Here is a 22256-nt window from a genome sequence, read left to right as displayed (position 1 = left end):
TATGTTATTCGTAGCAAGACTGTTATTTTGAAACCATAAAAATCCGTAAAAATGGGTTGGTGAAAAGAATGAAAGCTCCAAAAAAAATAAGGGCGCTTCTCTTGAAAGTCGCCCTTTCACTATCACTTATTATCTCGGCAATAACCCCCGTACTGCCTGTAGCTTACGCAGATGTTTATTCTGATCCTCCGATTTTAACTGCTATTTTGAAATATGATTCTTTCGGCAATCCTTATATTCATCTTGATTGGGATGATAATGGTAATGGCGAGGAATATTGCATGTATGGATCAGCCACAATTTGCACAAGAGATGGTTATTATGATGACTATAATTTAATTGATTTCGAATTTCCTGACCCCCCTAGTAACGTAAATGTTACGTTGGTTAATAATTATCCGCAAATTAGTTGGAGTCCTTCACCAAAAGATAATGGAACCGAATATAGTTACATGGTTTATGTTAAACATCCAAATGGAAACTGGACTCCAACCTCTAACCAGGTATCTGTCACATATGCATCTGGGTTGAAGGGATATGGGATAAAAATAGATACGTCGCCAACTTCCGGCAATGTGGGGCCAGTCAAAACCACATCAACTTCATATTCTTGGCCTACAAAAATGTACACGAATTTTTATGTGCATATATCTGCAGAAGATAAGCAAGGACTGCCGTCCATAATTAACTACCATTACGTCGATCCCAATCCTCCAAGTCTTTCTGTTACTGCAAATAAGACGGATTGGACTAGCGGAAATGTACTTTTGACGGCTACCGCATCAGACAATGAAACCGGCGTGAGCAATATTAAATTACCCGATGGATCGTCAACTACTAGCAATCCGGCGACATATTACGCAACCTCAAACGGTTCGTATACCTTTACAGCAACGGATGGAGGTGGAAATACAAAATCAGTAACCTATCATGTACCCAATATCGACAAAACACCGCCGACCACGCCGATCATTACCCTAACGCCTACCGGATGGTCAGCATCAAATGTCATGGTTTCCATTCAAGGCGGGATAGACGGGGAAAGTGGTGTTTCAAAAACGGAATACCATTTTGATGGGGATGATCCAGATACATGGATTGAATATACAGGAACATTCCCTGCTTCAATCGAAGGCGAAACAAAACTTTTTGCAAGAACGATTGACAAAGTAGGAAATATCAGTTCAGACGCAACATCAACCATCCAAATCGACAAAACGCCGCCAAGCGAACCTATACTAACGTTAAGTCAAACAGGCTGGACGAATCAGGATGTACAGTTTACGATCACGAACGGAACCGACTCCGGAAGTGGAGTTCAAAAGAGCCAGTACAAGCTCGGTGCTGGGGTTTGGACGGATTATACCGGTCCGGTAACGATCTCAGCCGAAGGCCAAACCGACATTTATGCAAGAAGCTTGGATTTCGTCAATCATGCAAGCTCAACCGTCATGCAGAGCACCCTGATCGACAAAACGCCGCCGAGCGAACCCCAGATCACAGTAAGCAACCATACATGGTCACAAACGCCCGTTACTTTTTCCATCGGCGGCAGCTCCGATGCGAACTCGATCACGTATCAGTACAAAATTGATAACGGGACTTACGTAACAGGCAATAGCGGCACGATCTCGAAAAATGGTGTGACGACGTTCACCGCGCGTGCCGTCGATAGCGTGGGGAACCTGGGAAATGAAGTCACGAAACAAGTATTTATCGATAACGTAGCTCCGACGATCATCATTACTCCTAATCAAGTCGATTGGCAGTCGAATGATGTGAACGTGTCCATTCAATATGCCGATGCTGATTCCGGATTAGACAAACGATCCTATAAAATCACAAACAGCACCGCATCGCCGAGCAGTTGGGACGCAGTGATAACGAACAATCAAGCGGTTACGATTGCAACCGAGGGGATTTGGTACGTTCATGCAAAAGCCACGGACAACGCTGGGAACAGCTATGAAACAGTTTCTAACGCGATCAAAGTACAGCGGTTGCCTGATACACCAGCGAATTTGAAAGTGGATTCTGTGACCGAATCGTCTGCAAGCATTTCATGGGATCTTCCAAGTGGTGGCGTATATACAGATGGATGGACATATCAAGTCAAAAATCTCACGACAGGGAGAATGTGGATGGTTCCCTATCCAAACCATTCCATTGTCGATAATTCACTACAGGGAGGTAAACAATATCAGTACACTGTAAGTGCAATTAATTATGCATTTCAAAGTGCCGATAGCGCACCGATTTCAGCCCTAACGCTGCCGAAGGCTCCGCAGCATATTGTCATTCAAAAGGTAGGTACACAGTTCGGTCAAGTGACGGCTTCATTCGATCCGGTTGAGAGCGCGACGGGCTATCATATCGTCGCCAGGGATGCTGCCAATCACATAGCCTTTAATCAAACCGTAACCGGCACGGTTTACCAACCGATCTCCGGACTCTCTCCAGGAACGAATTACACCATTTCGATTAGTGCCGTCAACGGATCGGGCGAGGGAGCAGGAACCAACGAAGCTTTCCTTACGCTTCCGGCAGCACCAGGGCACTTCAATACCGTCCAGATAGGGATCAACAATATCCGGATGGCCTGGGACTCGGTGACGTCTGCAACCTACTTCAACCTGCAACGTGACGGCTTCGGGATTTATGGAGGACCGGACACCGTCTTCGACGATACGTACCTGCAGTCCGGAACGATTTACAATTACATGCTGACGGCTATGAATGCGACGGGCTACGGCGATAGCTCGTATTTGAACAACATCATTACGCTACCGGACCGGCCGTACAATCTTCGTCTGACGAACCCGACGTCGACAATGATCACGACAAGCTGGGATGAAGTACACGGGGCCAGCCAATACGTGGTGAAAGTAAACGGGCATGATTACGCGACGGCTCCGTATGGTGCTACTACGATGCCGATCACGGGGCTGACGGCGGGTACGAACTATACGATTGAGGTTTACGCAGTCAATGCGAGCGGGCAGGGAGCGACGGCCGCAAGCAGCATTATAACGATTCCGGATACGGTAAGTGGACTTGTCGCATCGAACATCGAAGAGACCGGAACGACTCTGCAATGGCAACCAGTCACCGGCGCGGATAAGTACCGAATCAACATCAACGACCGGACCTATGAAGTATCGGGAACGCAGTTGCGGGTGACGGGGCTCACCGGGAGCAAGACGTATCCATTCACCGTGGAAGCGGGTAACGCGTCAGGCTACGGTGCGGTGAACAGCTCTAACTTTCTCACACTGCCGTATCAGCCGACCAACATCGCTCCAACGAACACGACGGAAACCACGATCGGCCTGAAATGGGATCCGGTGATAACTGCGCAGAGCTATATTGTCTCCCAAGAAGGAGCGGGCGTCGTGGGCACGCCGACCTCGAATGAATTTACCGTAACCGGACTTACGCCGGGAGCGAGCTACAAGTTCTACGTTCAAGCGGTGAATGCGACGGGCCAAGGACAACAAACCATGCTGCAGTGGATTTCGAAGCCGAGCGTTACAACGAATGTAAAGACCTTTCCCGATGCCTATTCAGTTAACGTATCGTGGGATACGGTACCTGGTGCATCACAGTATGTCATCGAGAATAATGGAAACGAAGTATCCCGCGGAAGTCAAAACAATGCAGTCATCAATGGCTTGACGGACGGCAGCGATTATAGCTTCACTATCTATGCAGTAAATACAAACGGTATTGCTTCAGAGAAGACCGCGTTTGGCTTTACATCTTTACCTAAAAGGCCGGCGGAAATTATTGCAACTAATATCCAAAAAGAAAATCTCACGCTAGACTTTAGCAAATCCGAAGTCAGCGGCGCGACTCATTGGATCATTGATCGCAACGGCGAAGAAATTACGAAAATTGAAAGTAGTCATGTAAACTACACCGATCAAGGACTAGCGGCTGGTACAAAATATTCGTACTCCGTAAAAGCATCCAATATTTCAGGAGCAGGGGCCGGGTACACATTGGATGTTACAACGAAAACTGAAGCCGTAGATCCAAACAGCATTATTAGTACTATTGGAACAAACACTCTTGCTGCTTCATGGCAAGATGTAAAGGGAGCACTGATCTACACCATTCGCAATACGGTGACGGATGAAACATACGATATAAGCCATCCAAATGTGATTCTTAATCATCTGCAGCCGGGAACATTATATACCTTTGAAATTACAGTAACGAACGCAAGCGGGGTTGTCTCTGATCCCTCCACCTTTAGCATCATAACAAAGCCTCTTATGCCGGGGCATGCAACTATACAAAATGTTACGGAAAGCAGCGTTACATTGAACTTAAGAAACGCAAAAGTAAGTGGAGCCGATGCGTATGTCATTAATCGAAATGAGCAAGAAATTGCACGAATACCGATCACAGAAGAAAGTTTTACCGATAGTGGGGTGGAGCCCGGCAGTGAAAATGATTATTCGATCAAAACAAGCAACGTTTCCGGTCAAAGTGAATCCGCATTTACATTACATGTCGTTTTACTTCCCGCTAACCCAATGGCGCCAGCCGTTCCAAGTCAGCGATCCGTATCTGGCGTGACTCTTAGCTGGGAATCTGTGCGCGGTGCGGAGGGTTACAAGATTTTCAATGACGATAAGCCGGTTGCAGTCACGAAAGAAAAGACGTTCACATTTGGAAATTTTGAAAGTGCAAAGCAGTATACCAACATCAAAATTATTCCTTATAATGTTTCCGGGGTTGGTCGTGGGATTACGGTTCCCGTTATCGAAACTTTACCTTCTGATCAATTTATTGTGAAGGCCGAAGCGCAAACCAACCAGATTAACTACATGTTGGATATGGCACCTAAAAACGAAACCATAGTTGCAATCTATAACGGTCAAGAGATTTATCGGGGTCAAGATCGTCAATTTGCTCTCGAAAATTTAGACTCTGGACAAGTTTATGCGATCGCGGTTCATACAGAAAACAGCGGCGGCGATGTGTCAAAAGAGGTTTCGATCAAAGCGATTACTAAGCCCGATGCGCCCGGGCAAGTAGCCTATGCCGGTTCTCCAACCAGCATAAGACTAAACTTTGAAAACACGCATGTGCGTGGAGCTGATGGGTACGTGATTCGGCGGGAAGGTTCCGAGCCAAAAACGATCAGTGTATTGCAAGCCACATACGAAGATGCGGGGCTTTCAACAGGAGAGTACACGTATGTAATTAAATCCGTTAATGAATCGGGCGAAAGTGAAAAAGCCTATATTCTTAAAGCCTCCACGCAAAATTCGGCCAATTCCAACGGGGGATCCGGTGTTTCAGGAGGTTCCGTACCAACCGCGCAACCGATTCCTACCGAAAACAATACGAAACCCTCTGCACCGGAATTGCCGGCACCAATCAAGCAACCGATTCTTTCGGACATTGATTCTATCTTTAATAAAGACGAAATTCAAGCGCTGGTAGAGCAGGGCATCATTCAAGGAACAACAGCAACAAAATTTGAACCTTACCGTGCGACTACTCGGGCTGAATACACCGCGCTAGTCATTCGATTATTGGGCCTGACGAGTCAGAAGTCAAGGCTTAATCCATTTGCCGATGTAAAGGTCGAAGATTGGTTTTATTCAGCAGTTTCTGCAGGTGTCGAGTTCGGAATCATTGATGGTATGAGCGAAGATACGTTCGCGCCTTATGAACTGGTTACACGAGAACAAGCAGCAAAAATACTTGCCCGAGCAATTAAAAGCAAGAATTTACATTCGGGTTCGACGAATCGTTTGTTTGAGGATCAATATAATATTTCTTCTTGGGCAAGTCAGGATGTTAAGTATCTTTCAGATCTTGGAATTATTGAAGGATACGAAGATAATACATTCCGGCCGCAGAAAAATCTTAATAGGGCCGAATCCGCGGCACTTATTTACCGACTTAAAAATCAAATGAAATAAAAGAAAGGAAAGAATGCGCCTAAAGGAGTTGCCCCGCTTCACGAAGGAAATTAAATTGCAAGATATTATCCCTTTATTGAAGCGGGGCAATGAAGGCACATACGCATAGGCAATTATCCTAAAAAATCAGTGGAAACGAGGTTGTGTCCCTATGGATTTTATTGTTAACCACTTAATCGCGTATTTGTCAAATAATGAACAAGTGATGGTACGAATTTGCCATGATGGTCGCAACATAGAGGGGAAAATCATCAATTACGACCCTAAGATGGAGATGATATTTTTAGAGTCAAATAATATACTGAATCTTATTCCATTACGAAGTTGTGCAATGGAAATTTTGGAACCTATCTGTAATATCCCGGTAGAATATTGGGGCAAAATTGAGCTTTCCAGCGACGTGAGTCTGCTGAAAAATAAAGAAAAATAAAATAGGACACTCCAAAATTATTTTCTTAAAACTTTGCTATTCGGCTGTTTAGACGTTACCTTCTTCCGATTGATTGGTTCAATTTACCTCATATACTCTTAACCATGCTGGCGCAGTAGGAGCGGTCTTAAATTGACCAACGTTCCTATTGCCCCATTTTTATCTTTCGATTATACTAAATGTATTACGATTCACGTCTTAATTTTCTTTGCTGTCGATGAGTCAGCGGAGAGGGAGCTGTTGTCTTAACCGACAACTTATAGAAATTGTAGCCTTGAGGTAGAAGGGTGTATGGCCATCTTTATTTGGTCATGCCTTTTTTGACTTTCGGGGCTTTTTTTGTTTTATTAACACGACTGGAGGCAATAGAGAATGGATCATATGAAGAAATATTGGTCCGAAGAGTTGGAGTGTATTAGAAAGGGAGTAAACCGGCTTGACGGTTTTGAAACCACGATCTCTATGCATTATTTGCGCGACCGACTCGAAAATGAAGAGTATCCGGACCGCATCTTTGACGAACTTGATATTGTATGGGCTATCGCTCATGGTCAAATCGTCGAAGGCTATGATAGTGGTGAAAAAGGCCGTAATCCGGAACCTGAGCGTACCATTGTTGGTCCTGCTATGTCAGGGGACTATGCCGTCGTCATTGTCTTGCTTCGAACTGCGAAACAGTTCATTGTCAAAACAGTGTTTCCGGCCGATCGGGATCGTTACAGGAAGTATATTCCCATAGGGGGTAATTCAAATTAAATTGGAGGAGTGGTTCGTATGATGCCAGCAAAGAACGCAAAGCGAGTACACGCACTCATCACCGTGACTTATATCATCGTCATCCTTTGGATGATCGATCGGTTGAATTTCGGCTGAGTCGTCACTCGAATCTTTGGAGATTTTCTGCAAACCATGATAAAATAGGGTCATAGGAGGGATGCAAGATGTCTCGATGTGACCGGTGTGAAAAGGAGATCATAGTTATGAATACTACGGATGAACGACCATTTAGCGGAGGTACGCTCGTTGTAACGGAGGTACCCGTGAAGAAGTGCGATTGCGACGAGCAGATTTTGCTTGGCGATGGTGCGCTCTTGGCAGGATATGCAAAGTTTCTTGCCGCGCAGCAAGTTGTCGGTAAAGTCATCGTTTCGTTCGAGGAACTGAAGAGGAATTTTTCGCTTCAAGATTTCCTTCCGAAGAGCGTAGGCCAGTCGTAAGCGCATGTAATGGACGGAAAATTCAATAGGGTATGGCAGTAGAGAGGATGCTTATGCATCCTCTTTTTTTATGCCCAAAAGCATAAGGAGGCAATAGAGATGATCATTAAAAAGGTATCGATCCAACTCAACCACAGCCTGATTTTTGGCGGAATGGCAATTGTGGAGCGGGACGAGCGCGATGACGCCATCTATTTCGATGTCGTTATTGGCGACCTGTTTCCTCAAGTCATTGTCGGCGGGCGCGGGAAGCGAATTTCGGAACATGAAGCGGACGAATGCGAGAAAGCTTTGCTTGATCTATTGATGAAGCATCAGGTTCCCAAGAAACTCGGGACCTACGCCGTCTCAGCCGTATCGGCATAAGAGAAAACATCGAACCGAAGGGTGGAAATAGAGATGAAAAAATTTGAACAAAGACAGGTTTGCCTTTTGCTGAACCTTGGCGGCTTTGAGACTCGGTTGAACGATAACTTGGAGCTTGCCAGAAGCTGTGGCCGAATCGTTTACTCCTTGACCGGAGACGGACTTGTAGAAGTCCGGGAAACGGCGCTTGTACCCGTCAACGTGCTTACCCTTACGCCAGCCGAGCTGCTGGTTTGGTCGTCTCTGATCAACGAGCAGCTGCAGGAGGCCGGGTTTGAGACCGAAAACGTCACTATCCTCGCAGCCGGCAGCAAATACCGCGGAACACTCCCACTCGGGGCTACCCTCGGTGAAGGCATTCGGTTAGGGGCGTGATGCGATGAACGTTCGTTACATTGCATTCAAATGGCATGTGGACGCGTCGATCGACGCGATTTCACCTGTTTTGGAGCAAATCGGGCTTCGTCCGGGTAAAAGGCATCATTGGACCCGCTCCGTCGGTGAGCATACGCTGCAGGTGGAATACCGGGACCAAATGAGCGGCCGCGAACGGTCATACTTCTGGATTCGCTTTTTTCACGCGACGGCCACCGATAAAGGGGCTTTGGATCGTGTGCTGGCTGACTGGTATTTTACCCTCAGCCGCCATTTTCCTACCTACGTCAATTGGATGCAGGTAGCCTTCGATATCGATCAATTTCGTCCGATCTACGGCTTTACCGAGAGCTCTCCGAACATTTGGTCGAAGACAGAGAATCGCGTTCGCTTTTCGGTTTTCCCGTTCAAAGACCATTATTTGTTTGAGGTCAAGAACGAGGACATCCGGAAGACGATCCAGCATAACCGGTTCTCCTTTTGGATGGATGAGCTGAAGCATAATTTGCTTGGTCACGAAAGGCCGGACGATCAAATTCGATTCGACCTAGTTGTTTAAAATTTTTTGGCATATGGAGGTATTAAATCAACTATGCAAATTAATAAAGAAAAGTTGTTAGAGTGGTTGTCCATCAAAGAAAAAGAGAGCCTTTCAAATGCTGAAAATTTGCTTCATGCCTCAATGTATCGCGGTCAAGCAAGTGCTTTCAGTGAAGCGATTGAGCAAATTGAATTAGGTGCATTTGATATTGAAGAGAGGCATAAACGCTGACATCTTACTTGGATTGGCTGGTAATAGAATCAGTTGGTTCCACTGCAGGCAGCGCATATTTAACCTGCCTTTATAACATGCAGTCCTGAGATTTACTGAGCAAGAAGTTGGAGGCAATAGATAATCAATTCATAGTGTGAGGAGGAAGCCCCTCTGCCAAGCGCGAAGGGGCAGAGCCCCACACGCTAGCTGAGGCATGGGCGCATAAACATGAGCAAACTTCAATTGATGAAGGCCCAATTTCAGATGGAGGCTCGCAAGAAGCTGAAAGGTTATACGGTCATCGGCAAACTCTTGTCGAGATAATCCCCCTGATTCGTCTGCTGTTTGCAAGAAGTAGAAGGCAATAAATAACCCATAATGTGAGGAGGAGCCCCTCTGCCATTTGTGCAGCAAGGGGCTTTGCCCCTTTTCAAAGGGTACGGGCGCCAAAATATGACTAAAGTTCAACTGATGAAAGCCCAACGTCTGATCGAACAACGCGAAGCTTTGAAGGCCTGCACGGTTATCGGCAAGCTGCTTTCAAAGTAATTCGATCAGAGGGGAGGCAATAAAGATGTCCGTTTCGGTGATGAACAAGACAGCCGTTCGAGAGATCCGCGACGTGTTCTATCGCACCTGCGATATCAGCCGTCTATCCGATAAGCACCTCTTGATTTTGGTACTGGAGCCGTTGACACGTGACCGCTGCCTTTCGATGGTCGGCGATCAAATCCTTGAAAAAGGACTTCCGTTTCTGGCGACTCTATCCGAATTCGAGCTTTCGATTCTGTTCGGACTGGATGAAAAGCAAGGCTTTCATCTGATGGCGGTTTTCGAGCTTGCCAGGCGGGTACATGTGGTGAAGCGGGAGGAAGAGCCGATCATACGCTCTCCAGAAATCTTAGCGGATTTCGTCAGCGACCTTCAGCTTCTCGATAAGGAACATTTCGTGGCCGTTTATCTAAACATGAAAAATCGGGTCATCGGCCGGGAGACGATTTCCGTCGGCATACTGGATTCCACACTCGTCCACCCGCGGGAAGTGTTTAAGGCGGCGATACGACGGGGCGCAGCCTTTCTATGCGTCGCTCATAACCACCCTTCTGGGGACCCGACTCCAAGCCCAGAGGACATCTCGCTGACCAAACGTCTGAAAGAGGCCGGCGAGTTGCTTCTCATCGAGCTTCTCGATCATGTCATCATCGGCGGCGACCGGCATGTAAGCCTGAAAGAACAGGGTCATATGTGAGGGAGGCAATAAAAAGTCATGAAACTTAACTATCTTGAGATTTCCGGTTTCAGGCTCTACGAGGAGCCTCGTACCCTTACTTTTGGGATGGCGAATGAAATCATCGGTGATCGGGGGAAAGGGAAGACGGCCATTTGTGAAGCCATCGTTTGGTGCCTGAAAGGATGCGATCTCGCCGGCATTTCGAGGGGGATCCGGAAACGCTTGAAAAACTGGTCTACGAAGGAAATACGTGTCGTGACCCAATTTGAGTTTTCCCGCCCGAACGGCGAAACAGCCATTCATGAGCTGTCCAGGATCAGCAAAGGCCGGTCTACCCTCCTGTATCTCGACGGCAAAGAAGTTGATCAAGAGGCATTCGATGTGCTCACCGGTCCGACCGATCTCTTTCTGAGCATATTTTCGCCGGGCTTTTATGGTGGCCTTGCAGCTGCTAAAGCAAGAGGCGTCATTCTATCGCTTTTGCCCGTCCACGAGACGCAAGCGGTGCTTGAGAGCCTGTCAGGAGAGGACCAAGTTCAGCTCGCCACATGCGACATGACGAACCCGCTCCACTGCCTACAGGAACTCAAAGCCACGCTTGATGAATGGAACGAGTATATCCAGGATGCCGAAACGCGAGCGGGCAAGATCCGGATGGCCGAAGCATTAGGCGGCGGCCCATCCTTCCTCGAGCAAGACGAACGGGGGCTTGAGGCTTTGAAGCAAGAGCTGGATACGCTCGCACAGACAAGACCGCCGTCTCTGCCCGATCATGTTGCAGAATGGGAAAAGGAGCGAAGCGAACTCGGCATTCAGTATAGGGAGCTTGAAATGAGTTGGCAGGATTTAAAAAAGCAGCCTCTAGCCGGTATCAACCCGCAGGTTGAAATGGCAGCGCGCAAAACGGAGCTTGATGGTATCACAGCGAAATGCCAAACCCTGCTGCAGCGGGGCTATGTGCTGCGCGATCAGATCGCTTCTGACCGTAAGTACTACGAGGAGGAAGCTGTTGAATTTGATCGGCGCAATGCCTACGACATGCAGCAGCTTCGCATCGAGATCAGTCGGCTGGAGAGCAAACTCGCTCTTCACCGGCAGAATATGCAGCATGCGGAGAGATTACCTCGCATCGAGCGGCAAATCCAAGAGGGGATAGAGGAGCGGGATAAGACGCTGGCCATTATTCGGTCCATGCAAAACTTCCTGCTCCGGTATGCCAGTATGCAGGTGGAGGAAGCGAACCGCTCCCTTCATCGTGCTGAAATCTTGCTCACGACGAAGCGGGATGCTGAAGGGGATATCACCCTGCAGTACCAGCTCCTTTTTGACAAGAAGGAATACTTCTTTCTAACCAGCTCTGATAAGATTCGCTGCTCGTTTGAGCTTTCCGTTTTGGCAGCGCGGATACACGGCAGGCGGATTCCCGTGTTCGTGGATAACGGGGAATCGGCCGAGGAATTCATGGCGTCCGGCACGCAGTTTTTTGTGACAGCCGTGGTCCCGCATGCCGGTCTATCTTGCGAAGTTGTTGGTGCATAGTTAGGTAATAGGGAGGACCGCAGGGTAAGACACCTTGCCGTCCTCCTATTTCATTTCCAGGAGGTAATAGAGATGTTTTCGTTTATGGTGTATTTCATAGCAACCGTCCTGTACCTGTTTCTACTACTTCTAGTGGTGGCCGTTTCCATTCCAATGGCTTCTGCTGTCGTCGCGATAAAGGCGATGATTACCAGTCGATATCTGAACCGGTATTATATCGTCAGCCACAAGGGGAGCGTGGTCTACGAGCTCCATTGCAACCCGGTGCTTGGCTACTATTACGCGAAGATGGACAAGTATGAAGCTATTCGTGACGATGCCGTCCGCAAGTTCAAAAGACGTTATCCGGATTGCCAGCTCTACGCCGTGACGCTAACCCTGCAGGGCTTTTACGCTCGCAAGGGGATTATCGGAACACCGGTGGAGGAATCCCGCTTCAAACGGGCCTTAGCGAACGGAATGAATGTGCTTTTGATTCTTCAGAATGTGGCGAGCTATCGAAAACGGAGCAGCGGAGAATGGCAATTCGCCCACCTGATAAGACGGGTACGTCGAACAAAACCGCAGCGCTATGACCTGTAAGGTGGTGCTGACCTTGAGAACAGCGGATCAACTGGATTTGTTCGATTACTTGGAGGCATTAGAAAAAGCATCACTGAACGTCAGGGACTATTTTAATGAGTTTCAGTACCTCGGGCATCATCGCCGTACCGATGCCAGCTACGCCGGTGACGGCCGGGCTGAAGCCGAGGTTCGGAGACTCATCGAACAAGGTGACATGTTCTGTCGCCAGCATACACAGAAGCAAATCAGCGATATGGCTTTCGTGGAACACCTACACGAAATTCTTGTTCGATTTTGGTGTGTGAGGGTAAAGGGGCAGCTGGCGCGGGGGATTTTTGACCGCCCCGCTTCCCCGAAAAACTACACGCCGGTCTTTGACGACAACCTGATTGCGCGGATCCCAGCCGAAATGAAGCTGCCACGGAAGGACATTCTCCTTGTCAGTTATGAATATTGGCCTCGCTCCGATGAGGAAGGTCATCTTGTTCTTTTCTATCAGTTTAAGGATAAGCGGTGGTACACCGCTGGAACCTGCTTTGAACAGATGAAGAACAAATGGACAAAAACATGGGTGTCTTGCCAATGGGGAAAACAGTTCCGTGCCGATTTGGAGAATCAGTGGTGGACCAGGGAAGGGTTTCAGCTAGCGAGGGATAGCAACCGTCTTGACCCGCAGATTGCAGCGGTTTGGACGAACTATATCCGCTTTTACGGACGCGACGAAGCGCTTGTGCGGCTTGGTGCGGATCCTTTCGCCGGCAAAACCAATAAAAATACAAAGTGAGGATGATAGATATGACCGATTTGTTCGGAGACAACCTGATTCATGCTTATACCCGCGCCGACATGTTCGAAGACGGCAGCCTGATTGATGTGACCGAAGCGGCGAAGCTGGTTGGCTTTAAGCACCCCGTCGCGATGACAAGCGCTGCTTGGATTGGCTGCATTGAGCCTTACGAGGGCAAGCCGCCGGCTAAGGCGCAGAAATCCGGTGCCTTATGGGACTGTCTATGGATGCTTTACATCGGTACTAGACATGTAGTAGGCAGAATAACCGAACTCCCTTTCCCTGTTTTGATAAAGGGAGATCATGGTGACGATCAGTTTACGACACTCAAAGCCGTTTTCGATTTTGGCGATGAGGGCGAAATCGTCATTACAGTCATGGACCCGGAGGAGTAAGCATGACTTCGAGTACACTTGCGGCAATTTTGGGCCTTGCTATCATCCGAGGAATCCGGTTCATCAGTCCAAATCATAAGGACGCTCTTGAAGCGAATTTCGCACAGAGGGCGATTCCAGAAAGCGGTGGCGATGACGATGGCGAACGTTGAGCAGTTGGACATCTTCGTTCTTTTGGAGGAAATAGAGCAACAGGAAGCCGAGGCTCGTCGTTTAGAGCAACTTGCAGAGGAAGAGAGGGCGGAGCAAGTAATTCCTCGTCCGTCCCTTCTCTCCCGCTGCAAGGCGATTATGCGTTGGCTCATGGCTAACCTGCCGATCCTCTTTGGACTTGCTCCATGGGTGAACGTTTATTCGGTTACACGGGCCTATGGCGGCCCGGAGGCGGGCGGTTGGTACTTCCGGAGATACACTTGCGAGGAAAGCCGCCAGGTTTGGGTATGGGAGGCCGAGGCACTTCGCATGAAGCTCTTCCGGCGATTCTTTCCCCTTTCTTGGGGCATCGTTTCCTCGGAGTCGTTAGGCCAGGAAGTGGCGGTTTTCATCGAACAGCGAAGAGCTGCTCGGCAAACCGTCTCACGGCCGCCCTATGCTCCGGAGCTGGTGTTACCCGGCTTACCAGCCGGGTATTCGCCAACGGAAGATCCGGCGCAGGTTGCCTCAAACCGAGCAAGAAAAGTCGTGGAATTTGTACCGCGGCAGAAAAAGGGAAAGGCACAACCGCAGAAGCAGGCACAAAAGATCCCCGTCCCGTCCAGCGGACCGAAGAAGGTAATAAATAAACTACTGGTGATGACCGGCATGAAAGCGGAAACGTGTGAACGATGTGGCGGAACGGGGCAAACCCGCTTCACCCACGTTAAGAACGGCATCTGCTTTAAATGTAACGGAGCGGGCAGCGTCAACGCGTAGTCCCGCTCCGCCGGTCAAACTATCCAATCAGGAGGCGATATCCGATGTCAAATAGCAATCCTACCGTCGAAACCAAGCCTGCGGGCGAACAAGAGCGGTCCTGTTACTGCTGCCAAACGAAGGATGCCAATAAGGACTATGTACCGATTTATGAAGACCCGGTACCAGGGCGTAAACCGAAGGTGAAGTATCATCTTTGCACCGAATGCTACGATACCCCGTTCGGCATGCACGAAGGCTAAAACAAAGACGAATAGGACACTGACGATATGAAAAAAGCGATTATTTTTGTGGATGTTCCTTCTCACCTTGATGATATTCAGATCACAAACGTCCTGCAGAAAGAGCCTGGGCTCTTCGGGGGAAAGGCGCCTATTCTTTTGGCACCGCGTTTGCGATCGGGATGTCGATGGCATTCTTACCGACGAACAAAAGGTACAGCTGACCATCCGCGCCGCGGAACAAGACGATTATGTGGATAAGAAGATCAATAAGAACATTGACTTCGACCTCGAGGAGATTCGGAATAGCCAGGAGTAAAGCGTATAGGGCTCATAGAAACCGAAATGGAGGGAGTACCCGCTGCCGTCCGGAGGCCGGCCTGAGCGGGTGCGATTCATATGAACATACTGAACCATATTCAACCGAACCATATCGAGGTATTGCGCGCCAAGCAGCTGAAGAACCTGCAAAAGCAGGATATTCGGCAATCACGGCTGTACTGCGAACCGTTATTAAATCAGTTCGAGGCTATGGCTGCGAAGGAGCGGGACCGCTATATTGCCGATGAAGTCATGGGATGGGTGCCAAACACATCGGATTCCGCCTATTACATCACCCAAGACAATTTCGTCAGGATCGATTCATTTAAGCCTTCTCAGGAGCTTGCTTCCGCGTTTCGCGTTTTCGAGTACACGCTTATCGAGGATAAAACGACGCTCGTTCCCTGCGGATCCGGACAAGGCATGTTTTGGGCGGTTTACTTCGAGGATATCTTTGTCGGGGCTGGAAAGACCGTAGAAATGGCGATTTGTAAGGCCGCCATCGTCATGAATGATGCGGTTGTTGCGAAAATGAATGCGGCGTAATTCGGTTGTTCGGTAAGAAGTAGGACGGCAATAAGAACCTAAAATGTGAGGAGGGAGCCCCTACCGTGCCCGGGGGTTCCCCGGTTATACGGAGGGGCACACAAAGATGACGATTTTCTGGAAGGCAATGAACAAGCAGCACTGCCTCAAGATTGAATGCGATGACCGTCCTTCCAACCCGCGGGAAGAATTCGATAATTTGGGGTCGATGGTTTGCTGGCATCGCCGGTACACCTTGGGCGACAAGCACGATTACCGCGAACCCGATGACTTCTTCCGCAGTCTCGCATACGATTTTGAGAAGACCGAGCATGGGCAGAAGGTCATCCGCAAGTACATGCGCGAAGAGTTCAAGGGCGTGAAGCCCTCCCGCGATTCGTTCAACGGTAAATGGTATCTGTGCAAGGACGGGGAGCGTTACCATTACGGCCATTCGTACGACACGAAGGAGAAAGCGCAGGATGCTCTAAGTGAGCTTAAAGATGAATGGATTGTTTACGCAATCGACAACATGGTGTTGAGCCAGTTACGAGAGATATTCGAGCCTTTTGTCGTCATGCTGCCCCTTTATCTGTACGATCACGGCGGCATCACGATGAGAACCAGCGCCTTCTCCTGCTCGTGGGATTCGGGCCAGGTAGGCTTGATATACGCCACCCGTGAGAAGTTCCTGAAAGAGACCGGCTACACGGATGAGCAGTTATTCACGTCAAGCGAAGGCCGAAAGGTTCGCAAGGGCGATAAGGTCTTAATCAAAGGCTCTGAGCACAGATATTATGCGAATGTCCTGCAAGTATCACATGGCAAGGTTACCGTCGACTGGTCCTACCTGTACACCGAATCCGCTCGTAATAACCCGGATCTGTGCGGTGTTTTCAAAATCGAAGAGATTGCAGAGATCATGGGGGATTACGCGAAGGCCATGCTCGAGAACGAGGTCGAGACCTATGACCAGTATCTACGAGGCGATGTTTACGGATTTACGCTGTATTCGGTCGATACCGAGGCGCTCAAAGCAGATTGTGTTGAAACCCAATTGGAGATTCACAATCTGACTTTTGACGAGTGGATGCCGTTTCTGAACGAGAAGGATTCGTGCTGGGGGTTCTATGGAAGTAATCATGTAAAAAGCGGCTTGGCCGAACATCTTCCAGATGATGCCCGCTCCCTGATCTTGGAGCTCAAGGAGGGCTACGTAACAGAACGTCGTGAACTCTGCTATGCTTAAGCGGCCTGCCGCATCTTTGAAGAGAAAATAAAAAACCAATATGTGAGGAGGTAGCCCCTTGCCGGCATGCGCGGGGGCTGCCCCACACAGCTGGTGGGGCAAACAATATGCCTAGAACGTACACCGAATACTTGTCGCACAAAAACTGCGAATGTAGTACAAGCCGATCCTTTCGCTTTTCGATCTATCAAGTGATCGAAAGGGCGGACATGGCCAACCGCAAGCTCCTCTCGCTGGCATTTCCAAAAGAAGTGGCGGATGTGATGAAATTTGAAGGGCACCGATTCCGGTTGGACAGCGAATCCCCGGAATTGCTCAAGTTGCTCCTGGACGTTCATGAGATTCCCCCTGCAAACTTTGAAAGAATGCTGGACCGATTGCAGATCGAACGGTTGAAGGAGGTACGATATACCGAAGAGCAGATGCGTGACTATCTGGAGCTCAAGGGCTACGAAGTAGGTGACGCGTTTGATCTTTTCGCTAAGGCCCGTGCCTTGAATTTTGAATTAGATAAAGAAAGCGAATTGTGGATTGGTTAATTTCGCGGGGCATCGTAATCATCCCGAAAGGCAATAAAAAACCACAGGAGAGCCCCTCTGCCTTTAGGCGCCGGGCTTCCTTTTTGCATGTCGGCTCTTTCCAAGACGTGGAAACAGCTTGTATACTGGTAGAATGGCGGTAATTTATATCTTATAAGGAGCGTCTATATGACTGTAAATAGAAAGCCGCGAGTTTTTATCGGAAGCTCTCGTGAAGCGATCAAGTATGCACGTGCTGTCGCCGAACAACTTGAGGTTACGACCCACGTAAATCCTTGGTATGCCGGAACGTTCGGACCAAACGATTATACGATGGAAGCCCTTGATACTGAGCTTGATAGCAACGATTTTGGCGTATTTATTTTTGCTGCAGAGGATATTGCGAATATCCGCGGCGAGCTGGTTTTTATCACCCGGGATAATACTCTGTTTGAAATGGGGCTATTTTGGGGCAGGCTTGGCCGGCGCCGGGTTTATTGCCTTATTCCGCGAACCATTCCGGTAGGCGGAGAGGGAACACCTACTTCGTTTCATCTTCCATCTGATCTCGAAGGGCTCAATCTCCTTCGTTATACCGACAATGAAAGACTCACATCAGCCGTCGATGTCGCCTGCGGAAAAATTCTGGAGGCCGTAGCCAAAGAAGGAATTTTTGCACAAAGAAAGGATATTATCGCCGATAACGAAAGGCTGATACAGCGCAAAGATAGTGTGTTGAGCTTTTTTTGGGAATACTTAAAAAATGTCACCATTGAAAATGCTAACCAGCGCTACTCGGCCTATGCGGAAGCGATCCGTAATTCCATTCTTGCGCCCCAAGGCTTTCGCTCGACAGGAGCTGCATTGTGGAAGAAAATCGATGATGGGCACTTGGGTCATGTCGGTGGAAATGTGGGAAGAGGCAAGGTGTTTCCGCTCAATGCGAACGATGGAAAACAGCAAGAAGATCACATCTACGTACTGAATTGCTTCAATACGGGGAACTGGAACTTTTTCAGTCGCCGGGAGATTGCCCATGTTTACGTCTTGTGTTATCCTTTAGGTAGGGAGCATGTACTATCCGTCCATTTTTCGGGCAATCACACGATAAATGCATCCCAAGTGCAAGAGATTGTCGAGGAAAACGATGATCTACTTGCGACCATTCGTAGTTTGGTTGGAGGGGATTCGAAATGATGAAACGTCCTAGAAGTAATAAGGTCCGGAATATGAGCGGATCCTACAAAGGCAGAAGGCGGTTGGGGATTACGGGGGCAGTTGTAACGCAAGGCACAAAAGTTTTCATCGGTCCATCGGTAGAAGGTGGAGATGCGGAATATGTTCTAATCGCTAGCGGAAAGGTTTCTCAGAAAAAGCCTTCATTCGCTAGATAACAACGTGACGCAAGGCTCGTGCCTTGCGTCTTTTTATTTTCTTGACGCATCGATACTCCACTGCTTCGGCTGCACATGGACACTCTTTATCATCCCACTGTCTGCTGAAAATAAAGCAATAGAAAAGGAAAATATAGCCTTAGACTGGCAAGCAAGTGCGATCAGGTGTCAGAAGAAAATAGAGTTTTAGACGCCCATGCCGCTAACGCGGCACCATCAGATGATGAAATTTCGAGGAAGGCCCTCAATTTGGCTGCGCAAAATTCGAGACTTCCATAACTGCCCCCCACTTCAGAGGGAACAGTTATTTCAGGATAGACCGGGAAAATATAGTTTTAGTCCGACCCGCCAGCTTCCAGCAGCAGCCCGCACTCCTGGTTCTCTCCGAGCAATGCCCGCGGCGCGATCGGCGTATGCCGGCTCCGGCGACCAGTTCCTCAGCAACTGCAGCTCGCATTCCTGATTCTCTCTGGGCGATGCCCCTTGCGCGACCAACGAACGTCGGCTTCGGCGCTAGGTTTCTTTCGTCACGGGATCCGCACAAAGGCGTCGCGCCGGTGATGGTGGCAGCCGGGTGACTACGCTGCAGATCGGGCTTCAGGTTCTTCCGCATGCGGCGCCAAGGCGACGGCGGCGACCGGGTCGCTCTGCGGAGTCTAATACTTTATTTTCTGGTTTCGTCTTTTGACGTACCTTAATCGCGGGGCCAGTCTAAAACATATTTTCGTATGCTAACGATTTTGAAGCCAAAAAAACGCGTCAAATCAAGAGTTACGGTCTAATACTTTATTTTTTTCGAACATCCGGTGATGATGGCGGTCCGACCGCTACGCTGCAGCTCTCGCTCCCAGTTCTTCCGGGTGCGTTCCCGCCGCAGGCGGCGCGCCGGTGATTTAGGAATCTATCAAAAGTGAGGAATGATTAAATGCGTTCAATTAATTTATGTTCATATGTTGACGGATTTAAAACATTAGGGGAGGATCAATTTAAAAGGTACCTTGATTATTTGGGTATAGAAGTTAAGGAGCAAGAGAGTAAGGACATATTTACTTTTGTCAACGAGGTCCTTAATCTCGGCATAGATTCCGACCAGTTGAGCGATTTCTTTGTCGGATATACCATACCACAGATATCGAAAGAGTTCGATCTGCTAAGGATTGGACATAACTATATCTTAGATATAGAGTTGAAAAACGTTAGTAGTGAAGAGAAGATAGCGAACCAGCTGACGCAGAACAACTACTATTTAAAGGCTTTGGGAACGCCTGTCATGCTATTCGCTTATGTTGTACAAACCCAGGACGTATTTACGTTGGACCAGGACGGCAATCTTATTAAGATCACATTGGCAGAACTCGCCTCTGCCATCGAAGGTCAAAAACATAAAAGTATTGATGATATTAATTTGCTTTTTAAGCCAAGTGTATACCTAGTCTCCCCTTTAAACTCGACGGACAAGTTCATGGAAGGTAGCTATTTTCTTAACGGTAGCCAGTTGTCTGCGAAAACAGGGATCGTAAACTCGTTCAATCAAAAATCAGATGTATTCAATTCTATCGAAGGGAAGCCAGGTACTGGAAAAACTTTACTCACCTACGATATTGCAAAACATTTCATTGAGCAACGTTGGAATGTCTGCATCTTTCATTGTGGAATGCTCGCTGGTGGGCATTTTGCGCTAAGTCAAAATCATGGTTGGAACATTGAACCCATAAAGGAGCTTTACAATGTACTGACAGGACCGACGAAGTACGACTTGGTTATCATCGACGAAGCCCAACGAATTTATAGTGGTCAACTAGAAACGATTATTAACTACGTAAGAAATAACCAGGCCAAGTGTATTTTTTCGTACGACCCGGATCAGGTTTTTTCGACTTCGGAATCGTCATGCAGTAGAATCGAACTTGTATCAAACAAAAACTATCCGCTATCTGAAAAAGTAAGGACCAATAAGGAGTTAGCGGCATTTATTATTAATCTATTCGATCGAAATAAGGCCAACCCTAATTTTGAATACAAAAGCATCCATATCCAATACTTCGATTCTGATAAATTCTTAAGAGATTATCTATATCAACTAAAAGACAGCGGTTGGGAAGTAATCAATCACACTGGTTCTAGTTATAACTCGTTAACCTATGATGAGTATCGAGTTGGGCGGTACAACGCGCACGCGGTTATTGGACAAGAATTCGATAAAGTTGTTGCGGTAATTAATCAACATTTTTATTACGATAACGCTGGCAAACTTAAGAGTGTAATAGAATCAGGGGCACCTGAATACCGTTTAGACAAAATGCTATATCAAATGTTAACAAGAGCACGCCAGGAGATTATCATAGCAATTTATAAAAACGTATCAATGTTAGATGCTTGTATGAAAATCCTGACCAAATAAGAGCCGAGGTTCTTTGGGGATTTTTCATGGTTTTATGACGCAAGCGTTGAAGAACGCATCGCCGAGTTTATCACCTACTGCAACACGCATTTGGCGAAGCCCTTTTACGACTTTCAGCTTTCTCAAAACCATCCTCATGAGTCATATCTACTACTTATTTTTCTAAAGCTGCTGTCCGAAGAAAATAAAGTATTAGACGCCCATGCCGCTAATGCGGCACCATCAGATGATGAAATTTCGAGGAAGGCCCTCAATTTGGCTGCGCAAAATTCGAGACTTCCATAACTGCCCCCCCCACTTCAGAGGGGACAGTTATTTCAGGATAGACTGTGAAAATAAAGTTGTAGACTGGCGCGCCAGCGGCGCCAGCTCGAGCGGCTGCAGCTCTCGTTCCTGGTTTTTCAGGATGCGGCCCGCGAAGCTGCGGCGGCTCTCGCTCTGGTTTCTCCCGGATGCCATCCACGCACTGGACTGCGCGCCGGTGACGGCAGTGGCCGGGTGGCTACTCTGCCGGGTTCTTCCGGATGCGGCCCGCGAAGTGGCGGCGCGCCCGGCGACGGCTGCGACCGGGGCGCTCTGCGGAGTCTAATACTTTATTTTCTGCTTTCGTCTTTTGACGCACCTTAATCGCCGGGCCAGTCTAAAACTTATTTTCGTTTGCTAAACGATGTTGAAACCAAAAACACGCGTCAAATCAAGAGTTACGGTCTAATACTTTATTTTTTTCGAACAGCTGCTGTTTTCTAATTCAAAAAACCGCTCGGGTCCAACAACTCCAGTCTACTACTGTATTTTCTTATTACAGCAGCTCACGCTCATGGTTCTTCCGGATGCGATCCGAGCTAGAACGGCATCTGGAGGCGATCTTTGCGCGCGATCCCGTTTATTTTCAACGGGATTGGGTGCGCTCGTTTCTTCACAAGTGCGGCGACCAATCTTAAGGTCAGCTTATCTGATCGGGTGAACATTTACAGACAATTGGAAATCAGCTATACTAATCTCATTACGTTTCACAACCAAATTTTCCTTTCCGTTCATTCGATCCGGAAGGGAAGGGGTAGCGTTACATCTGTAACCACAAATACTGGCATTCATCAGGAGACCATAAAGATATA

20 protein-coding genes are annotated in these 22256 nt (G+C 48.1%); all 20 read left to right on the top strand.

Annotated features, from left to right (window positions below; all coding sequences use genetic code 11):
- The first annotated feature begins 68 nt into the window (after window positions 1–68).
- The 20 genes from AC0LWT_RS36405 to AC0LWT_RS36310 all read left to right on the top strand — a co-directional run bounded on the left by AC0LWT_RS36405 (window position 69) and on the right by AC0LWT_RS36310 (window position 21141).
- Window positions 69–5942, top strand: coding sequence for a fibronectin type III domain-containing protein (locus tag AC0LWT_RS36405; protein WP_474686711.1), 5874 nt, complete (start codon window positions 69–71; stop codon window positions 5940–5942).
- A 151-nt stretch (window positions 5943–6093) separates the two neighbouring features.
- Window positions 6094–6372 (top strand): hypothetical protein, encoded by a 279-nt coding sequence (locus tag AC0LWT_RS36400; RefSeq protein ID WP_474686710.1) that lies wholly within the window; start codon window positions 6094–6096, stop codon window positions 6370–6372.
- A 372-nt stretch (window positions 6373–6744) separates the two neighbouring features.
- A complete protein-coding gene (locus tag AC0LWT_RS36395) occupies window positions 6745–7128 on the top strand; it encodes a DUF4258 domain-containing protein (RefSeq protein WP_474686709.1) in 384 nt (127 codons plus the stop codon).
- Between the two features lie 224 nt (window positions 7129–7352).
- Entirely contained in the window at window positions 7353–7589 is a 237-nt protein-coding gene (locus AC0LWT_RS36390) for a YgiT-type zinc finger protein (RefSeq protein WP_474686708.1), read from the top strand.
- 99 nt (window positions 7590–7688) lie between these two features.
- A complete protein-coding gene (locus tag AC0LWT_RS36385; protein ID WP_474686707.1) occupies window positions 7689–7955 on the top strand; it encodes a hypothetical protein in 267 nt (88 codons plus the stop codon).
- Window positions 7956–7988: 33 nt separating this feature from the next.
- The gene (locus tag AC0LWT_RS36380; protein WP_474686706.1) at window positions 7989–8330 is read left to right on the top strand and encodes a hypothetical protein; all 342 of its coding nucleotides are present in this window, start codon (window positions 7989–7991) and stop codon (window positions 8328–8330) included.
- Between the two features lie 4 nt (window positions 8331–8334).
- On the top strand, window positions 8335–8889 hold the full coding sequence (locus AC0LWT_RS36375) for a hypothetical protein (protein ID WP_474686705.1): 555 nt from the start codon (window positions 8335–8337) through the stop codon (window positions 8887–8889).
- 33 nt (window positions 8890–8922) lie between these two features.
- Window positions 8923–9102, top strand: a complete 180-nt coding sequence (locus AC0LWT_RS36370) for a hypothetical protein (RefSeq protein ID WP_474686704.1) — start codon at window positions 8923–8925, stop codon at window positions 9100–9102.
- 556 nt (window positions 9103–9658) lie between these two features.
- Complete coding sequence (gene radC / locus AC0LWT_RS36365) at window positions 9659–10333, top strand: RadC family protein (protein WP_474686703.1); 675 nt, start codon at window positions 9659–9661, stop codon at window positions 10331–10333.
- 18 nt (window positions 10334–10351) lie between these two features.
- Entirely contained in the window at window positions 10352–11854 is a 1503-nt protein-coding gene (locus AC0LWT_RS36360; RefSeq protein WP_474686702.1) for an AAA family ATPase, read from the top strand.
- Window positions 11855–11926: 72 nt separating this feature from the next.
- Window positions 11927–12436: a hypothetical protein gene (locus AC0LWT_RS36355; RefSeq protein ID WP_474686701.1), complete on the top strand. Its 510-nt coding sequence runs from the start codon at window positions 11927–11929 to the stop codon at window positions 12434–12436.
- A gap of 13 nt (window positions 12437–12449) precedes the next feature.
- A complete protein-coding gene (locus AC0LWT_RS36350; RefSeq protein ID WP_474686700.1) occupies window positions 12450–13202 on the top strand; it encodes a hypothetical protein in 753 nt (250 codons plus the stop codon).
- An 11-nt stretch (window positions 13203–13213) separates the two neighbouring features.
- Window positions 13214–13600, top strand: a complete 387-nt coding sequence (locus AC0LWT_RS36345) for a DUF6573 family protein (protein ID WP_474686699.1) — start codon at window positions 13214–13216, stop codon at window positions 13598–13600.
- A gap of 138 nt (window positions 13601–13738) precedes the next feature.
- Window positions 13739–14512, top strand: coding sequence for a hypothetical protein (locus tag AC0LWT_RS36340; RefSeq protein ID WP_474686698.1), 774 nt, complete (start codon window positions 13739–13741; stop codon window positions 14510–14512).
- Window positions 14513–14556: 44 nt separating this feature from the next.
- The gene (locus tag AC0LWT_RS36335) at window positions 14557–14754 is read left to right on the top strand and encodes a hypothetical protein (RefSeq protein WP_474686697.1); all 198 of its coding nucleotides are present in this window, start codon (window positions 14557–14559) and stop codon (window positions 14752–14754) included.
- 378 nt (window positions 14755–15132) lie between these two features.
- Complete coding sequence (locus AC0LWT_RS36330) at window positions 15133–15600, top strand: BC1872 family protein (protein WP_474686696.1); 468 nt, start codon at window positions 15133–15135, stop codon at window positions 15598–15600.
- Window positions 15601–15706: 106 nt separating this feature from the next.
- Complete coding sequence (locus AC0LWT_RS36325; RefSeq protein ID WP_474686695.1) at window positions 15707–16828, top strand: hypothetical protein; 1122 nt, start codon at window positions 15707–15709, stop codon at window positions 16826–16828.
- Between the two features lie 209 nt (window positions 16829–17037).
- Window positions 17038–17367: a hypothetical protein gene (locus AC0LWT_RS36320; protein ID WP_474686694.1), complete on the top strand. Its 330-nt coding sequence runs from the start codon at window positions 17038–17040 to the stop codon at window positions 17365–17367.
- A 168-nt stretch (window positions 17368–17535) separates the two neighbouring features.
- Window positions 17536–18543, top strand: a complete 1008-nt coding sequence (locus tag AC0LWT_RS36315) for a TIR domain-containing protein (protein WP_474686693.1) — start codon at window positions 17536–17538, stop codon at window positions 18541–18543.
- 1122 nt (window positions 18544–19665) lie between these two features.
- On the top strand, window positions 19666–21141 hold the full coding sequence (locus tag AC0LWT_RS36310) for an ATP-binding protein (protein WP_474686692.1): 1476 nt from the start codon (window positions 19666–19668) through the stop codon (window positions 21139–21141).
- The last annotated feature ends 1115 nt before the right edge of the window (window positions 21142–22256 follow it).

This window comes from Paenibacillus sp. sgz302164, from assembly GCF_056120505.1.
Note: the sequence above shows the minus strand (reverse complement) of the source record. Positions and strands in the feature narration are given on the sequence as shown.

What these genes read in the sequence shown, in the direction of transcription:
- AC0LWT_RS36405 (WP_474686711.1), top strand. Translation starts at nt 69, where the DNA reads ATGAAAGCTCCAAAAAAAATAAGGGCGCTTCTCTTGAAAGTCGCCCTT.
- AC0LWT_RS36400 (WP_474686710.1), top strand. Translation starts at nt 6,094, where the DNA reads ATGGATTTTATTGTTAACCACTTAATCGCGTATTTGTCAAATAATGAA.
- AC0LWT_RS36395 (WP_474686709.1), top strand. Translation starts at nt 6,745, where the DNA reads ATGGATCATATGAAGAAATATTGGTCCGAAGAGTTGGAGTGTATTAGA.
- AC0LWT_RS36390 (WP_474686708.1), top strand. Translation starts at nt 7,353, where the DNA reads ATGAATACTACGGATGAACGACCATTTAGCGGAGGTACGCTCGTTGTA.
- AC0LWT_RS36385 (WP_474686707.1), top strand. Translation starts at nt 7,689, where the DNA reads ATGATCATTAAAAAGGTATCGATCCAACTCAACCACAGCCTGATTTTT.
- AC0LWT_RS36380 (WP_474686706.1), top strand. Translation starts at nt 7,989, where the DNA reads ATGAAAAAATTTGAACAAAGACAGGTTTGCCTTTTGCTGAACCTTGGC.
- AC0LWT_RS36375 (WP_474686705.1), top strand. Translation starts at nt 8,335, where the DNA reads ATGAACGTTCGTTACATTGCATTCAAATGGCATGTGGACGCGTCGATC.
- AC0LWT_RS36370 (WP_474686704.1), top strand. Translation starts at nt 8,923, where the DNA reads ATGCAAATTAATAAAGAAAAGTTGTTAGAGTGGTTGTCCATCAAAGAA.
- radC (WP_474686703.1), top strand. Translation starts at nt 9,659, where the DNA reads ATGTCCGTTTCGGTGATGAACAAGACAGCCGTTCGAGAGATCCGCGAC.
- AC0LWT_RS36360 (WP_474686702.1), top strand. Translation starts at nt 10,352, where the DNA reads ATGAAACTTAACTATCTTGAGATTTCCGGTTTCAGGCTCTACGAGGAG.
- AC0LWT_RS36355 (WP_474686701.1), top strand. Translation starts at nt 11,927, where the DNA reads ATGTTTTCGTTTATGGTGTATTTCATAGCAACCGTCCTGTACCTGTTT.
- AC0LWT_RS36345 (WP_474686699.1), top strand. Translation starts at nt 13,214, where the DNA reads ATGACCGATTTGTTCGGAGACAACCTGATTCATGCTTATACCCGCGCC.
- AC0LWT_RS36340 (WP_474686698.1), top strand. Translation starts at nt 13,739, where the DNA reads ATGGCGAACGTTGAGCAGTTGGACATCTTCGTTCTTTTGGAGGAAATA.
- AC0LWT_RS36335 (WP_474686697.1), top strand. Translation starts at nt 14,557, where the DNA reads ATGTCAAATAGCAATCCTACCGTCGAAACCAAGCCTGCGGGCGAACAA.
- AC0LWT_RS36330 (WP_474686696.1), top strand. Translation starts at nt 15,133, where the DNA reads ATGAACATACTGAACCATATTCAACCGAACCATATCGAGGTATTGCGC.
- AC0LWT_RS36325 (WP_474686695.1), top strand. Translation starts at nt 15,707, where the DNA reads ATGACGATTTTCTGGAAGGCAATGAACAAGCAGCACTGCCTCAAGATT.
- AC0LWT_RS36320 (WP_474686694.1), top strand. Translation starts at nt 17,038, where the DNA reads ATGGCCAACCGCAAGCTCCTCTCGCTGGCATTTCCAAAAGAAGTGGCG.
- AC0LWT_RS36315 (WP_474686693.1), top strand. Translation starts at nt 17,536, where the DNA reads ATGACTGTAAATAGAAAGCCGCGAGTTTTTATCGGAAGCTCTCGTGAA.
- AC0LWT_RS36310 (WP_474686692.1), top strand. Translation starts at nt 19,666, where the DNA reads ATGCGTTCAATTAATTTATGTTCATATGTTGACGGATTTAAAACATTA.